The sequence below is a fragment of the Microbacterium sp. NPDC056234 genome, assembly GCF_042267585.1.
Classification (GTDB): domain Bacteria; phylum Actinomycetota; class Actinomycetes; order Actinomycetales; family Microbacteriaceae; genus Microbacterium.
This window is the reverse complement of record NZ_JBHJTE010000007.1, coordinates 40,828-54,125: the sequence shown is the minus strand read 5'-3', so window position 1 is coordinate 54,125 and position 13,298 is coordinate 40,828. Positions and strand designations below refer to the sequence as shown.

Annotated in this window: 15 protein-coding genes; 2 read left to right on the top strand and 13 right to left on the bottom strand. The window is 69.8% G+C overall.

Features of this window, described 5'->3' with window-relative positions; genetic code table 11:
- Positions 1-14 precede the first annotated feature (14 nt).
- Together ACFCYE_RS17175 and ACFCYE_RS17170 are read left to right on the top strand one after the other, a co-directional pair.
- Complete coding sequence (locus ACFCYE_RS17175) at positions 15-449, top strand: hypothetical protein (RefSeq protein ID WP_376180693.1); 435 nt, start codon at positions 15-17, stop codon at positions 447-449.
- A 37-nt stretch (positions 450-486) separates the two neighbouring features.
- The gene (locus ACFCYE_RS17170; protein ID WP_376180691.1) at positions 487-1,689 is read left to right on the top strand and encodes a pyridoxal phosphate-dependent aminotransferase; all 1,203 of its coding nucleotides are present in this window, start codon (positions 487-489) and stop codon (positions 1,687-1,689) included.
- Between the two features lie 83 nt (positions 1,690-1,772).
- Here ACFCYE_RS17170 and ACFCYE_RS17165 read toward each other — a convergent pair whose 3' ends face one another.
- The 13 genes from ACFCYE_RS17165 to ACFCYE_RS17105 form a co-directional block, all read right to left on the bottom strand.
- Positions 1,773-2,168: a VOC family protein gene (locus ACFCYE_RS17165; protein WP_376180690.1), complete on the bottom strand. Its 396-nt coding sequence runs from the start codon at positions 2,166-2,168 to the stop codon at positions 1,773-1,775.
- Between the two features lie 65 nt (positions 2,169-2,233).
- The gene (locus ACFCYE_RS17160; protein ID WP_376180688.1) at positions 2,234-3,370 is read right to left on the bottom strand and encodes a UDP-N-acetylmuramate dehydrogenase; all 1,137 of its coding nucleotides are present in this window, start codon (positions 3,368-3,370) and stop codon (positions 2,234-2,236) included.
- Positions 3,370-3,771 (bottom strand): MaoC/PaaZ C-terminal domain-containing protein, encoded by a 402-nt coding sequence (locus tag ACFCYE_RS17155; protein ID WP_376180687.1) that lies wholly within the window; start codon positions 3,769-3,771, stop codon positions 3,370-3,372. Before ACFCYE_RS17155 ends, ACFCYE_RS17160 begins: the two co-directional genes overlap by 1 nt.
- On the bottom strand, positions 3,768-4,214 hold the full coding sequence (locus ACFCYE_RS17150; protein WP_376180685.1) for a MaoC family dehydratase N-terminal domain-containing protein: 447 nt from the start codon (positions 4,212-4,214) through the stop codon (positions 3,768-3,770). The genes ACFCYE_RS17155 and ACFCYE_RS17150 overlap by 4 nt, the downstream gene beginning before the upstream one ends.
- A 59-nt stretch (positions 4,215-4,273) precedes the next feature.
- A complete protein-coding gene (locus tag ACFCYE_RS17145; RefSeq protein ID WP_376180684.1) occupies positions 4,274-5,476 on the bottom strand; it encodes a glycerate kinase in 1,203 nt (400 codons plus the stop codon).
- A 102-nt stretch (positions 5,477-5,578) separates the two neighbouring features.
- Positions 5,579-7,021 (bottom strand): SLC13 family permease, encoded by a 1,443-nt coding sequence (locus tag ACFCYE_RS17140; protein WP_376180682.1) that lies wholly within the window; start codon positions 7,019-7,021, stop codon positions 5,579-5,581.
- A gap of 140 nt (positions 7,022-7,161) precedes the next feature.
- A complete protein-coding gene (locus ACFCYE_RS17135; protein ID WP_376180680.1) occupies positions 7,162-7,821 on the bottom strand; it encodes a response regulator transcription factor in 660 nt (219 codons plus the stop codon).
- Between the two features lies 1 nt (position 7,822).
- The gene (locus tag ACFCYE_RS17130; RefSeq protein ID WP_376180679.1) at positions 7,823-9,415 is read right to left on the bottom strand and encodes an ATP-binding protein; all 1,593 of its coding nucleotides are present in this window, start codon (positions 9,413-9,415) and stop codon (positions 7,823-7,825) included.
- A complete protein-coding gene (locus ACFCYE_RS17125; protein ID WP_376180678.1) occupies positions 9,408-9,806 on the bottom strand; it encodes a hypothetical protein in 399 nt (132 codons plus the stop codon). Before ACFCYE_RS17125 ends, ACFCYE_RS17130 begins: the two co-directional genes overlap by 8 nt.
- A gap of 91 nt (positions 9,807-9,897) precedes the next feature.
- Positions 9,898-10,689, bottom strand: a complete 792-nt coding sequence (locus tag ACFCYE_RS17120) for a sulfite exporter TauE/SafE family protein (protein WP_376180677.1) — start codon at positions 10,687-10,689, stop codon at positions 9,898-9,900.
- Positions 10,690-10,871: 182 nt separating this feature from the next.
- Positions 10,872-11,657 carry a class I SAM-dependent methyltransferase gene (locus tag ACFCYE_RS17115; RefSeq protein WP_376180675.1) on the bottom strand — a complete coding sequence of 262 codons (786 nt, stop codon included), beginning with the start codon at positions 11,655-11,657 and terminating at the stop codon, positions 10,872-10,874.
- A gap of 103 nt (positions 11,658-11,760) precedes the next feature.
- Entirely contained in the window at positions 11,761-12,273 is a 513-nt protein-coding gene (gene rplQ, locus ACFCYE_RS17110; protein WP_376180673.1) for a 50S ribosomal protein L17, read from the bottom strand.
- 34 nt (positions 12,274-12,307) lie between these two features.
- Positions 12,308-13,297 carry a DNA-directed RNA polymerase subunit alpha gene (locus ACFCYE_RS17105; protein WP_376180671.1) on the bottom strand — a complete coding sequence of 330 codons (990 nt, stop codon included), beginning with the start codon at positions 13,295-13,297 and terminating at the stop codon, positions 12,308-12,310.
- Position 13,298: the final 1 nt, after the last annotated feature.

Below are 13,298 nucleotides of genomic sequence, written 5' to 3'. Positions count from 1 at the left end.
CGTACCCTTGGCACATGACAGACGCGTGGGAGGGCATCGCGCTCGAGTTCCTGCACAACAACACGACGGGCGCTCGCCTCGTCGCCGTCGCGGGTGCCGAGCACGACCGGTCCCGCCGTGCGGCCGATGCGCTCGCGACCGCGCTTCATGCGCAGGGCGAGGCCGTCGAGCGTCTGGACACGGATGACAGCGATCCCGCTCTGCTGCGTGCGCAGATCGTGACGCCGTTCCGGGCGGATCGTGAGCGCGACCGCGTGCTCGTGCTGTCAGGGCCGGATCGGCTGCTGGCGGACGAGAACCGCGGGATGTGGCACTTCACCCTCTGGAACTCCGCCGGCGAAGAGCCGACGCACCCCGACGCCTCTTCCCTCGTCGATATGACGGATCCCGCCGCTCCGCGGCGGCGCTACGCGGATTCCTGCGGCACCGCCGAGTGCTGCAGCGACTGACGCACGCGGCATCCCTCGCGCGGGTAGCATTCAAAGCGTGACCGAACGCGCTCCTCTCTCCCGCAAGCTGTCCGCAATCGCCGAGTCCGCGACCCTCAAGGTGGATGCCAAGGCCAAGGCCCTGAAGGCCGAGGGCAAGCCGGTCATCTCCTACGCCGCCGGCGAGCCCGATTTCGCGACGCCGCAGTTCATCGTGGATGCCGCGGCCGAGGCTCTCGCCGACCGGGCGAGCTACCGGTACACGCCGGCGCCCGGTCTGCCCGCACTGCGCGAGGCCGTCGCCGCGAAGACGCTGCGCGACTCGGGTCTTGCGGTCTCGCCGTCACAGGTCATCGTGACCAACGGCGGAAAGCAGTCCGTCTACCAGGCCTTCCAGGCGGTCGTGAACCCGGGCGACGAGGTTCTGCTGCCCGCGCCGTACTGGACGACCTATCCCGAGGCGATCCGCCTCGCCGACGGCATCCCCGTCGAGGTGTTCGCCGGATCCGACCAGGACTACAAGGTCACGGTCGAGCAGCTCGAGGCCGCCCGCACCGACCGCACCACCGTGCTCGTGTTCGTCTCCCCGTCGAACCCGACCGGGTCGGTCTACACGCCTGAGGAGACCACGGCGATCGGCGAATGGGCCGTCGAGCACGGCATCTGGATCATCTCCGACGAGATCTACCAGAACCTCACCTACGAGGGCACCAAGGCGATCTCGATCGTCGAGGCCGTTCCGGCCGCCGCGAACCAGACGATCCTCGTCAACGGCGTCGCCAAGACCTACGCCATGACCGGCTGGCGCGTGGGCTGGATGGTCGGCCCCGCCGACGTGATCAAGGTCGCGGGCAACCTGCAGTCGCACCTGTCCAGCAACGTGAACAACGTGGCGCAGAAGGCCGCGATCGCCGCGCTCAACGGTCCGCAGACCGAGGCGGAGCAGTTCCGCGAGGCCTTCGACCGCCGCCGTCGCCTCATCGTGTCCGAGCTGTCGAAGATCGACGGCGTGAAGGTGCCGAACCCGCTCGGCGCGTTCTACGTCTACCCCGACGTGCAGGGGCTGCTCGGGCGGACCTGGGGCGGAGTCACCCCCACGACGTCGCTCGAACTCGCGGACTTCATCCTCGAGCAGGCCGAGGTCGCCGTGGTTCCCGGCGAGGCCTTCGGACCCTCCGGCTACCTGCGTCTGTCGTACGCGCTCGGCGACGATCAGCTCCTCGAGGGCGTCCAGCGCCTGCAGCGCCTGTTCGCGTCCTGACGTCGGGCGGCTGGTCGCCCGGATCAGGAAGAAGATCGTCCTGATCGCACGCGCATCTCCCGATCCGGGATGGCGCGGAGACGTCAGTCCTGGAATCCGATCAGCCAGCGGATGCCGTAGCGATCGACGACCTGACCGTCGTAGTCCCCCCATGGGCGCTTCTGCAGCGGGTCGGCGACCCTTCCACCCTCGGCGAGTGCGTCGAACCAGCGGGTGAGGGTCGGCGGCTCTGCGGCGCCGAGCAGCGAGAAGCTCGCACCGACCATGTGCACGGCATCCTCATCGGGCCCGGCATCCGCGGCGCGCAGCCCGACGGGACCGGTCAGTTCACCGTGCGCGATCGCGTCGTCCGGGCCGTCGACACGACTGAACTGCGCGTAGCTGAACATCGACAGGTCACCGCCGAAGACGTCGCGATAGAACGTCAGTGCTTCCGCGGCGTTGCCGGGGAAGAACAGATACGGGACGAGTCCTGGCATGCACGCGAGCCTACGCCCGCGGCGCCCCCGCCGCGATGCCCTCTCGTACGCCGCGGGACCTGCGCCTAGAGATCGACGCCGACGAGCACGGGTTCCGGCTGCAGCAGCAACCCGAACTCGGCGTGCACCCGGCTGGAGATGTACCGCGCGAGTTCGGCGAGCTCGCCCGCCGTCGCCCCGCCGCGATTGGTCAGCGCCAGGGCGTGCTTCGTCGAGACGCCGGCGCGCGACCGCGGGAGCCTGAAGCCCTTGGAGATCCCCGCCTGCTCGATGAGCCACGCCGCCGACACCTTGACGTCGGTCTGGACCGGAGCGATCGGAGGAACGGTGCCGTCGTACGCACCGAGCGGAATGATCGTCACGGCATCCAGATCGGGGGCGACCGGCCACCGTGGGCACTCGGGCGGCAGCGCCCGCGCGACGGACTCCGGCACGATCGCGTTCTGGAAGAACGAGCCGGCGCTGGCCGTGTCAGGGTCGTCCGGATTCAGGAGCATGCCCTTCGCGGCACGCGTCGCCAGGATCCGCTCGCGCACCCAGGCCAGCGGCACCGGGTCTTCACCCTGCAGCGCGAGCGCGCGGCGCAGCTGCTCGCCGCGGACGATGCGCCCGGCATCCCCCACGTCCGCGAGATCGAGCGTGACCGACAGGATGACCGCACGCCGCAGCGGCGCTCCGCCGTAGTGATGCTTGAGCACGGACGTCCGGAACCCCAGCCCGAGTTCGGATGCCTGGACGACCGTCACCTCTCGGCTGCCCTCGTCGATGAGCTCGACCTCGACGAGCGTCTCCTGGATCTCCTGCCCGTATGCTCCGACGTTCTGCACGGGCGCTGCACCGACGGTACCGGGGATGCCGCTCATGGCCTCGATGCCGGCGAGGCCGTTCTCGACCGTGTAGGCGACCAGGGCGTCCCAGTCATGACCGGCCTGCACGCGAACGCGGGCGCGGCCGGGGTGCGGCGACTCGAGCCGTTCGATACCGCTCGTGAGCACGCGGATCACGGTGCCCTCGAACGGTTCATCCCCGACGAACAGGTTCGAGCCGCCACCGAGCACGAACCACTCGTCGCCGCGCGCCCAGGTGTCGTGCAGCGCGTCGACCAGCTCGTCGGCCGTGCGCGCCTCCAGCATCCGCTCCGGTGCTGCGCCGGTGCGCAGGGTCGTCAGCTCGGAGAGCGCGATCGGTGAGACCTCGCGCATCAGACCGCGACGCGCAGCTGCGCCTTGCCGAGGACCGTGGTCTCGCCGAAGGTCACCGTGAGATCGATACGGGCGCTGGACTTGTCGACGGCGCCGACCGTGGCGAGCACGTGCACATCCGCACCTTCGACGGGGTCGACGACGACCGGCTTCGTGAACCGCACGCCGTACTCGGTGATCGTGCCCGTGTCACCGAGGGCCGCGACCACGACGGACGAGGCGATGCCCATCGTCAGCATCCCGTGCGCGAGGACACCGGGCAGGCCCACCGACTCGGCGACGTCGTCGCGGTAATGGATCGGGTTGAAGTCGCCGGAGGCGCCCGCGTAGCGGACCAGCGATTCGCGCGTGAGGTGGATGTCGCGCTCGGCGATGACATCTCCGACAGTGAACGACATCATTCCCCCGCTCCGACCAGCAGCACGCTGGTCGCCGTGACGACGTGCGCGCCGTCGGCATCCGTGATCTCGGCTTCGCTGGTGATCATCGCGTTGCCGCCGACCGTGCGGATGCCGGTGACCTTGAGTCGCCCGCTCAGCTCATCGCCCGCGACGATCGGTCGCGTGTACGCGAAGCGCTGCTCGGCGTGGATGGTGCGCGCCAGTTCGATGCCGGACTCCGGCTCGCTGAGCAGCTGCTGCAGCGTCTGGTCCTGGACGACCATGGCGAAGGTCGGCGGGGCGACCACGTCGGCGTAGCCGAGCGCGCGGGCGGCATCCACGTCCGTATGCAGCGGAGCATCGGCGAAGACGGCGCGGGCGAATTCGCGCACCTTCTCACGACCGACGAGGTAAGGGGCGGTCGGGGGGAACTCCCGACCGACGAGTTCGGTGTTGACTGGCACCCCTCGATCCTACCGGCCGCCCCCGACCGACTCCCTGTGGTCGGCCGGGGAAAGACCGCTCAGGCGGCGCGTGCGGCGAGCGCTGAGCCGAGCATCACCAGACGCATGCTGCGCTCGGCGGCGTCCCTCAGCAGCGCCTCGCCCTGCTCGACGGCCTGTTCGAGCTGCATCGGCACGGTGAGGATCGAGGCGATCGCACCGATCCCGATGTCGTGCACGGCAGGAGCTCCCTCGCCGAGCGATCCGGCGATGCCGAGCACCGGTACGCCGGCGATGCGCGCGCGCATGGCGACCTCGGCGGGGACCTTCCCGCGGGGAGTCTGGAAGTCGATCGCTCCTTCGGCGGTGATGACGAGGTCGGCCTTCTCGAGCAGGTCGTCCAGGTTCCGCGGCAGCAGGTCGCCGTCCAGCAGGACTTCGAACCGCGGTGCCAGGCGGGCACCGAGCACGGCCGACAGCCCCGCGCCCAGACCGCCGGAGGCTCCGGTGCCCGGCCCCGTGCGCACGTCCATCGTCCCGCCGTGCGGACCGAAGCGCTCGAGCACGCCGGCCCAGGTGTCCAGGGCATCCGAGAGCTGTTCGACATCGGCGGGCGATGCGCCCTTCTGCGGACCGAACACCCGCGCCACACCTCGAGGCCCGCACAGCACGTTGTGGATGTTGCAGGCCAGGACGACCTCGACCTCCGCGGCCCGCGGGTGCAGGTGGCCGAGATCCAGGGCTGCCGCATCGATGAGGTGCCGGCCGCCGCGGGGCAGCGGCGTGCCCTCTCGGTCGAGCACTCGAACGCCCAGCGCTTCGAGCGCTCCGGCACCACCGTCGCTGGTGCCCGAGTCGCCGCAGCCGACGATGATCCGCTCCGCGCCGGCGTCGAGGGCCGCGGCGATCAGCTGCCCGACGCCGAACGTCGTCGTGGCACCGGGGTCGCGTCGATCGCGCGGGACCAGACGCAGCCCGCCGGCCTGTGCCATCTCGACCACGGCCGTGCCGCGTGCCGTCCCGCCGAGGCGTGCGTAGTGGGCGATGACGGTGTCACCGACCGGGCCCGTGACGGTGACCGGGATGAGTTCGCCACCGGTCGCGGCGGCGAGCGCAGCAGCGGTGCCCTCGCCGCCGTCCGGGATCGGGAACTCGTCGACCTGGATTCCCGGGATGACGCGACGCACGCCGGACGCGATCGCTCGGGCGACGACGTCGGCGTCGAGGCTTTCCTTGAAGCCGCTCGGGGCGACGAGGACTCGCTGGGGGATGTGGATGGACATGGGTGCTCCTTCAGTGGCATGGACCCGAATCCGGGTACGACGGACGTCGGTGGGGTGGACGGGGAGGAATTGCGAACGGCGGGATGCGGTGGTGCGCGGAGCTCAGCGCAGCAGCGGCATCCCCATGGCCGGCCAGATCCAGAACGAGAAGCTGACGACGAGGAGGAACATCGCGGGAGCGAGGATCGCCGAGAGCGAGCGCAGATCGCGGGGCTGGAACCCGCCTGGCGCGATCTCGGGATCCGCGAACATGGCGACGGGCTTCGCCGAACTGGGCAGGGTGAGGCAGAAACCGGCGGCCGCCGTCGAGGCGAAGGCTGCTGCGGCCGGGTCGACGCCGAGACCGGGGGCGAGCGCGATGACCATCGGGATGATCGCCGCCGAACGCGCGGAACGCGAGGGGATCATCAGGTGCGCGCCCAGCGAGAGTGCGATGACGGCGACCGCGAATGCGATGCCTGCCGACGATCCGAGTCCCGCCATCGGGCCGAGCGCCCAGGTGCCGAGCCAGTCGGCTGCGCCGGTCGCGGTGAGCGCCGATGCTAGGGCGAGGGTGGCGGCGAGGAACAGCAGCAGGGCCCAGGGGACTTTCTTCACCGCGACGGGGAGCGTGATGCATCCGATCTTCGGCGACACCATGACGATGGCGCCGAGGAGGGCGACGAGGGCGGGCGAGATGTGATGCACGGGTTCGGTGCACCACAGCACGACGACGGCGACGAGCAGCAGACCGGCGCGGCGTTCGATGGGCGTGAGCGGCCCGTCGACCGGGGTGGGGGCGGTGCGCGCGAGGTCGGCGACGACGTTCGGGATGCCGTGGCGACGCTCTGCCCTGGTGGTGAACCGCAGCAGGACGATCTCGCACGCGAGGTGGGACGAGACGATCGCCAGCGGCAGGCCGAACCACAGCCACTCGAGGAAGCCGAAGCCCTGACCGACGACGGACTCCAGCAGCTGCGAGGTGATCACGTGCGCGCCGGCGCCGAGGAGCGAGCCGACGGCCGACAGCAGGATCACTGTGGGGAACAGCAGCGAGAGCGCCCTGATGAGCGCCGGCCGGCCGGCCAGCGATACCGCGAGCGCCGTGAAGACGGGGATGGCCAGAGCGGCACGCCCCGATGTCGCAGGCACGGCGAACGTCGTGACGGTGAGTGCGAAGGTCGTGAGGTGGAACAGCGCACGCGGCGTGCGTGCGTGGCGCAGCAGCCGGGCGGTGCCCCGCAGAGCCAACCCGGAGGAACTGACTCCCGCCGCGATGATGAAGGCGCACAGCAGCAGCCAGATCGTCTCATCGCCCAGCGAGGCGAAGAAGTCCTCGGCGGGCAGCACGCCGATCATGATGAGCGCGACGGCGGCGAGAAAGGCCACCAGCGTGTCATCGAGCGACGTGCAGATCCACGCCCAGACGGCGAGGAGGAAGACCGAGATCGTGGCGGCGATCGGCAGCGTGGGGGAACCGTTCTCCCCCGCCGGGGAGGCGAGGGAGCCGGCGACGAGCGCGATCACGGCGGCCGCGACCACGACGAGACCGAGCACGCTCCGCATGCGGACGCGATCGCGCGGGGGCCGTGGGGCGCGCGGGGGCCGTGCCTGACGCGGGGGCCGTGGCTGGCGCGCCGGCGGGGTCGGCGGCGCGAACCGCTCCGGGGGACGTGTGGCGTAGACGACGCGCAGCGGTGCGGTGTTCATTGGAACCGATATCCCGCGCCGCGGACGGTCTCGATGTGGCCGGCGCCGATCTTGCTGCGCAGGGCCCGCACGTACACGTCGACCACGTTGGAGGCCGGATCGAAATCCATCCCCCACACCTGCCCGATCAGCTGGTCGCGGGACAGGACCTGACCCGGATGCTGCAGGAAGACCTCGAGCAGCGAGAACTCGCGGGATGTCAGGTCGGCGGACTCGTCACCGACGGTGACCCTGCGGGTGCGGATGTCCGCGGTGACGTCTCCGTGAGAGAGGACGGCGCCGGCGACCCGCTGCTCGCCGTCGCCGATGCGCAGCTTCACCCTGGCGAGCAGCTCGGCGAACTGGAACGGCTTGGTGACGTAGTCGTTCGCACCGCTCTCCAGGCCGCGGACCGTGTCGATCACGGAATCGCGTGCGGTGAGGATGATGACCGGGGCGGTGATGCCTTCGCCTCGGAGGTGCGAGAGGACGGTGAAGCCGTCGATCCCCTGCAGCCCGATATCCAGCAGCATGAGGTCGAACTGCCGGGTGCGCGCCAGGATCAGCGCACTCTCGCCGTCGGTCGCCTCTGAGGTCTCATAGCCGGCGGTGCGCAGGCCGCGCCGGACGAAGGAGGTGATGTAGGGGTCGTCTTCGACGATCAGGATGTGGCGCATGTCAGGCCTCCTTCACGAGGTCGTTGTCGAGGGGGATGACGGGGTCGGCATCGTTCGGAGCCGGAATGTCGAGCCCGAACGTGGCTCCTTCACCCAGCACGCTGTCCACCCAGGCCGACCCGCCGTGCGCGTCGGTGATCGCGCGGACGATGGCCAGGCCCAGCCCGGAGCCGCGTCGGGGCATGGTGCCCTCCCCCGATGCCCCGCCGCGGACGAAGCGCTCGAAGATCCGCTCGGCGTCCGCCGGTGCGACGCCGGGTCCTTCGTCCTGCACCCACAGACGCAGCATCCGGTCGGGGCCGGAACCCTCGAAGCGGGAGCCGATGCGGATGCGGGCCTCCGGCTCCGTGATCTGGACGGCATTCGCGGCGAGCTGCAGCACGGCCTGGGTGATGCGCTGCGGGTCGAGACGCGCCTGACCCTCCGCGACCTCCATGAGCTGCCAACGGCGATCGCCGAGCGCCTGCGCCTTGGCCTCGATGTCGAGGGTGAGCGAGGCGATGTCGCATCCGGCGACGCGGACGAAGTCCGGCTGTTCGGCGCGGGCCAGCACGAGCAGATCGGTGACGATGCGGCTCATCCTGTCGAGTTCACCGCTCACCAGGCGCAGCGTCTCGCGGCGCTCGACCGGGTCGTCGCTGAGCAGTTCGAGATGGCCTCGGACGATCGTGATCGGGGTGCGCAGCTCGTGCCCCGCGTCATCCACGAAACGCTGCTGGGTGGCGTAGACGCCCTCCAGGCGATCGAGCATCTGATTGAACGTCGTGGCGACGGCCGCGATGTCGTCGTTGCCCTCGACCGGCACGCGCGCGGTGAGGTCATGCTCGCTGATCTCGCGCGCCACGCGGTGCACCTCGCGGACCGGGGCGAGGATCTGACCGGCGACGAGCCAGGCCACCCCTGAACTCAGCAGCAGGCCAGCGAACGCCACCCACGCGATCGTGACGACCGACTGATTCACGGCGGCGCTCTGCGCCTCGGTGAACTGCATCACCAGCAGCGAGCCGTCGGCGTCGCCCGCCGTGTCGCCCGCGGTGAAGTCCACGCGCCCCCAGCGCAGCGGTCCTGCTTCGGACGACGAGACCGTGCCGGATTTCTCCTCGCTGCTGAGCAGTCGCATGGCGAGCGCGTCACCGCCGGCGAATCCCATCGTCGTCTCGCCTTCGACGAGCCCGTTGGCCAGAGCCACCGGCTTGCCGTCGACGGCGCCGACGATGACTTCGCCCGCGTGGACGGACTGCCGACCGAGATAGTCCGCGAGCAGGTCTTCGGCGGACGTGAACTCCGAAGCCGACTGGTCGAGGAACCGGTGGAACTCGAGTGCCTCCTGCTCGACGTCCGCGTTGGCGGACTGCTCGATGTCGGCGAGGAAGATGCTGCGACCGATCACGCCGATCGCGAGGAGGGTCACTGCCGTGCTCACGATGATCCAGGCGGTGATGCGCCAGCGCGCCGGCAGAGCGCGGATCCGCCTCCTGGTGGGTCGCGATGGTCCGGTCGGCGGTGCGGGGGCCGCGACCGGAGGGGCGGGCGCCGCGACCGTGGGTGCGGGTGCCGCGACCGTGGGGATGGGTGCGGTCGTCGCGTCAGTCATCGTCGCCATCGTCTCCGTCGTCATCGCCTGCGTCGTCTCCGTCGTCGTCACCGGCGCCGTCGTCGCCGTCGTCGTCTCCGGCGCCACCGTCGTCTCCGACGCCATCGTCTCCGGCACCGCCATCATCTCCCGCGCCGTCGTCGCCGCGGATGTCGTCGGCATCGTCGTCACCCGAACCCGGTGCCGGCGCCGGAGGTGCGATCGGGGCGGCCGACGGAACGGGACGCGGAGCCTCGGGTGTCGGAGTCGGCGTCGCGAAGTCGACGACCACCGATTCCTGGGGCAGCTGCGGAGCACCGGGCCCCTGCGCGAGCGCGACGCTTCCCGCGGCGAAGACCACCGGCAGCGAGATGATGAGGCTGGGGATGAGGATGCGGCGTGAGAAGGTCATGACCCCATCGTGGTGGCCCTTTGTGAGGCGGATATGAGACTCACATAAGGGATTCTTCACTTTCGGTCACCCACCGGCATCCCCAGGTGCCTCAGCGCTTGCGGCCCCGGATGGCCTTGAGCGACATCTGGACTGCGATCACGACGAGGTATGCGGCGAACAGGATGTTGCCGAGGAGCGGGTCGACCAGGGTCGCCAGCCATGCACCGAGGGCCGTGGTCGTACAGGCGGCGAGGCCGATGGTCACGGCGGCCGTCAGGTCGACGTTGCGGTGCCGCAGATTGCCGATCGTGCCCGAGATCGCGGTCGGGATCATCATCAGCAGCGAGGTGCCCTTGGCGACGAGGTCGCTGGTCCCGAACGCCAGCATCAGCACGGGAACCACCACGACGCCACCGCCGACGCCGATGAGCCCGGACAGGATGCCGGTGCCGACGCCGACCAGAACGAGCGCGCTTCCCGAGAACCAGGACAGCTCGAACTCGGCGCCGCGCGACGGGATCACGACGAACAGCATGATGATGACGACGACGAGGAAGCCGACGAAGCCCCACCGCAGGGCGGTCTGCGAGATCCGCGGCAGCAGGCGCGTTCCGATCTGGGCGCCGACGACGGCACCTGCAGCCAGGATGATCGCCGGTATCCACGCCACCGACCCGTGCACCGCGTACGAGATGACGCCGACCGCGGCGGTCGGGACGATCGCGGCCAGCGACGTCCCGGCCGCCAGGCGCTGGTCGAAATTCAGCAGCAGCACGAGCAGCGGCACGATGACGGTGCCGCCGCCGACGCCGAAGAGTCCGGAGAGAAGTCCCGCCAGCAGGCCGATGACGATGAAGGACACGTACGCCCGGGGTCCACGATGAATCCGAGCGTCAGTCACTCATCCACCCTACTCCCGGGCGACCGCCGACCTGATCGTCCCACCTCGAGTGCCGGTCACCCGCGACGGAACACGGATGGTGTGACGTTTCACGGACGGATCCGGTCGGTTCGTCCGTGAAACGTCACCGGGTCCGTGAAACGTCGCGGGCGCACGCGGAGGTCGCTGCGAGCCCCCGCCGGTCACCCGACGCGCGCGACGGCGAGCAGATGTGCGCTGAAGTCCCTGATGCCTGGTTCCGCGCTGGTCGCGCGGGCGAGCACCAGGGCGGCCTCCGTCAGGTCGGTGCGGTCGGCGGGCACACCCTCGAGCGCGAGTCCGGACGGCCCTTCGACACCGTGCACGGCCAGAACCTCGAGGGCGGCATCGGCCACCTCCTCGGCGAGTTCCTCCGCCGTGTGGAAGTGCCCGGCCGGGAACCGGTCGCCGGCCAGCGGGACGCCCTGCTCCCAGAGAGCGCGCAGCGCGGCATCCGATCGGACCGAACGACCGAGCACGTTCGCGCCGAAGGCGACGTAGCGCGACAGTGCGGCCGCGAATACGAAACCACCTGCGCGGGTGACGCGCTTCGCCTCGCGCAGTGCCTGAAGGCGCTCCTCCCTCGAGGCGAGATGGTAGAGCGGGCCGAGCAGGAGGACGGCGTCGAAGGACCCGTCGGCGAACGGCAGGCTGCGCGCATCGCCGAGCAGCGCCTCGACCCCGGATGCCGCGGCCGCCGTCACGTGCTCGGGTACGGGATCGATGAGGACGACCTCGAAACCGCGCTCGCGCAGAGTGCGGGCGTGGATGCCGGTCCCACCCCCGATGTCCAGGACGCGGCCGGTGCTGATGTGCTCGGCGATCAGCTCCTGCGTCCGCCGATGCTCGAGCGGTCCCTGCGCCGACCGCGTCGTCAGGCGGGCATCCTCGTCGAAGAGGCCGCCGTAGTACACGCGCACCCGCTCATCGATCTCGCTCTGATGGGCCACCGCATCTCCTCTCACCGTCCTGGCATCCTTCCACAGCTCCGCCCGGGAACGACGAAGCCCGCCATCCCTTGCGGGGTGGCGGGCTTCGGGAACAAGCGGATGCTTACTCGGACTTCTCCTCGGCAGCAGCCTCGGCGGGAGCCTCTTCGGCCGGAGCCTCGGTGGTCTCCTCGGCCGGAGCCTCTTCAGCCGGCTTCTCAGCCTTCTCGGCCTTCTCGGCCTTCGGGGCAGCCTTTGCCGCCTTCTTCTTGGGCGTGACGGGCTCGAGGACGAGCTCGATCACGGCCATCGGGGCGTTGTCGCCCTTGCGGTTGCCGACCTTGGTGATGCGCGTGTAGCCACCCTCGCGGTCCGCGACGAGCGGGGCGATCTCGGTGAACAGCTCGTGCACGACCGACTTGTCGCCGATGACCGACAGCACCCGGCGACGGGCGTGCAGGTCGCCGCGCTTGGCGAAGGTGATCAGGCGCTCGGCGAGCGGACGAAGGCGCTTGGCCTTGGTCTCGGTCGTCTTGATCGACTTGTGAGTGAACAGAGCAGCCGCGAGGTTGGCAAGCATCAGGCGCTCGTGTGCGGGGCCGCCTCCGAGGCGGGGACCCTTGGTGGGCTTAGGCATATTCGTCTAACTCCTGGTCAGAATTTCGGGAAGGTCAGAAGGACTCGTCTTCGCTGCCGCCGTAGAAGTGGGCGCCGTCGAAACCGGGCACCGAATCCTTGAGCGACAGACCGAGCGAGATGAGCTTGTCGCGCACCTCGTCGACCGACTTCTGGCCGAAGTTGCGGATGTTCATGAGCTGCGTCTCCGACAGGGCGACGAGCTCGGACACCGTGTTGATGCCCTCGCGCTTGAGGCAGTTGTACGAGCGCACGGACAGGTCGAGGTCCTCGATCGGCATCGACAGCTCGCTGGAGGCGACGGCCTCCACCGGCGCCGGGCCGATCTCGATGCCCTCGGCCTCGACGTTCAGCTCGCGGGCGAGGCCGAACAGCTCGGTGAGGGTCTTCGCAGCCGAGGCGACGGCATCGCGGGGGCTGATCGAGGACTTGGTCTCGACATCCAGGACGAGCTTGTCGAAGTCGGTGCGCTCACCAGCACGGGTGGCGTCGACGCGGTAGCTGACCTTGAGGACCGGCGAGTAGATCGAGTCGATCGGGATCTGACCGGCCTCGGCGTACTCGTTGCGGTTCTGCGTGGCGGACACGTAACCGCGGCCGCGCTCGATGGTGAGCTCCAGCTCGAACTTCGCGGTGTCGTTCAGAGTCGCGATGACGAGCTCGGGGTTCTGCACCTCGACACCGGCGGGAGCCGAGATGTCGGCAGCGGTGACCTCGCCTGCGCCGGTCTTGCGCAGGTAGGCGGTGATGGGCTCGTCACGCTCGCTGGAGACGACCAGCTGCTTGATGTTGAGGATGATCTCGGTGACATCCTCCTTCACGCCGGGGATGGTGCTGAACTCGTGCAGCACGCCGTCGATGCGGATGCTGGTGACAGCAGCGCCGGGGATCGACGAGAGCAGGCTGCGACGCAGCGCGTTGCCGATGGTGTAGCCGAAACCGGGCTCGAGCGGCTCGATGATGAACCGGCTCCGGTTCTCGACGATCTTTTCCTCGGTCAGTGTGGGACGCTGTGCGATGAGCACT

Bases quoted from the DNA above. Each gene is read 5' to 3' on its own strand.
- ACFCYE_RS17160 (WP_376180688.1), bottom strand. From the start codon at position 3,370: ATGCGCGAGGTCTCACCGATCGCGCTCTCCGAGCTGACGACCCTGCGC.
- ACFCYE_RS17140 (WP_376180682.1), bottom strand. From the start codon at position 7,021: ATGCGGAGCGTGCTCGGTCTCGTCGTGGTCGCGGCCGCCGTGATCGCG.
- ACFCYE_RS17125 (WP_376180678.1), bottom strand. From the start codon at position 9,806: ATGACCTTCTCACGCCGCATCCTCATCCCCAGCCTCATCATCTCGCTG.
- ACFCYE_RS17145 (WP_376180684.1), bottom strand. From the start codon at position 5,476: ATGTCCATCCACATCCCCCAGCGAGTCCTCGTCGCCCCGAGCGGCTTC.
- ACFCYE_RS17135 (WP_376180680.1), bottom strand. From the start codon at position 7,821: ATGCGCCACATCCTGATCGTCGAAGACGACCCCTACATCACCTCCTTC.
- rplQ (WP_376180673.1), bottom strand. From the start codon at position 12,273: ATGCCTAAGCCCACCAAGGGTCCCCGCCTCGGAGGCGGCCCCGCACAC.
- ACFCYE_RS17130 (WP_376180679.1), bottom strand. From the start codon at position 9,415: ATGACTGACGCGACGACCGCACCCATCCCCACGGTCGCGGCACCCGCA.
- ACFCYE_RS17155 (WP_376180687.1), bottom strand. From the start codon at position 3,771: ATGATGTCGTTCACTGTCGGAGATGTCATCGCCGAGCGCGACATCCAC.
- ACFCYE_RS17175 (WP_376180693.1), top strand. From the start codon at position 15: ATGACAGACGCGTGGGAGGGCATCGCGCTCGAGTTCCTGCACAACAAC.
- ACFCYE_RS17165 (WP_376180690.1), bottom strand. From the start codon at position 2,168: ATGCCAGGACTCGTCCCGTATCTGTTCTTCCCCGGCAACGCCGCGGAA.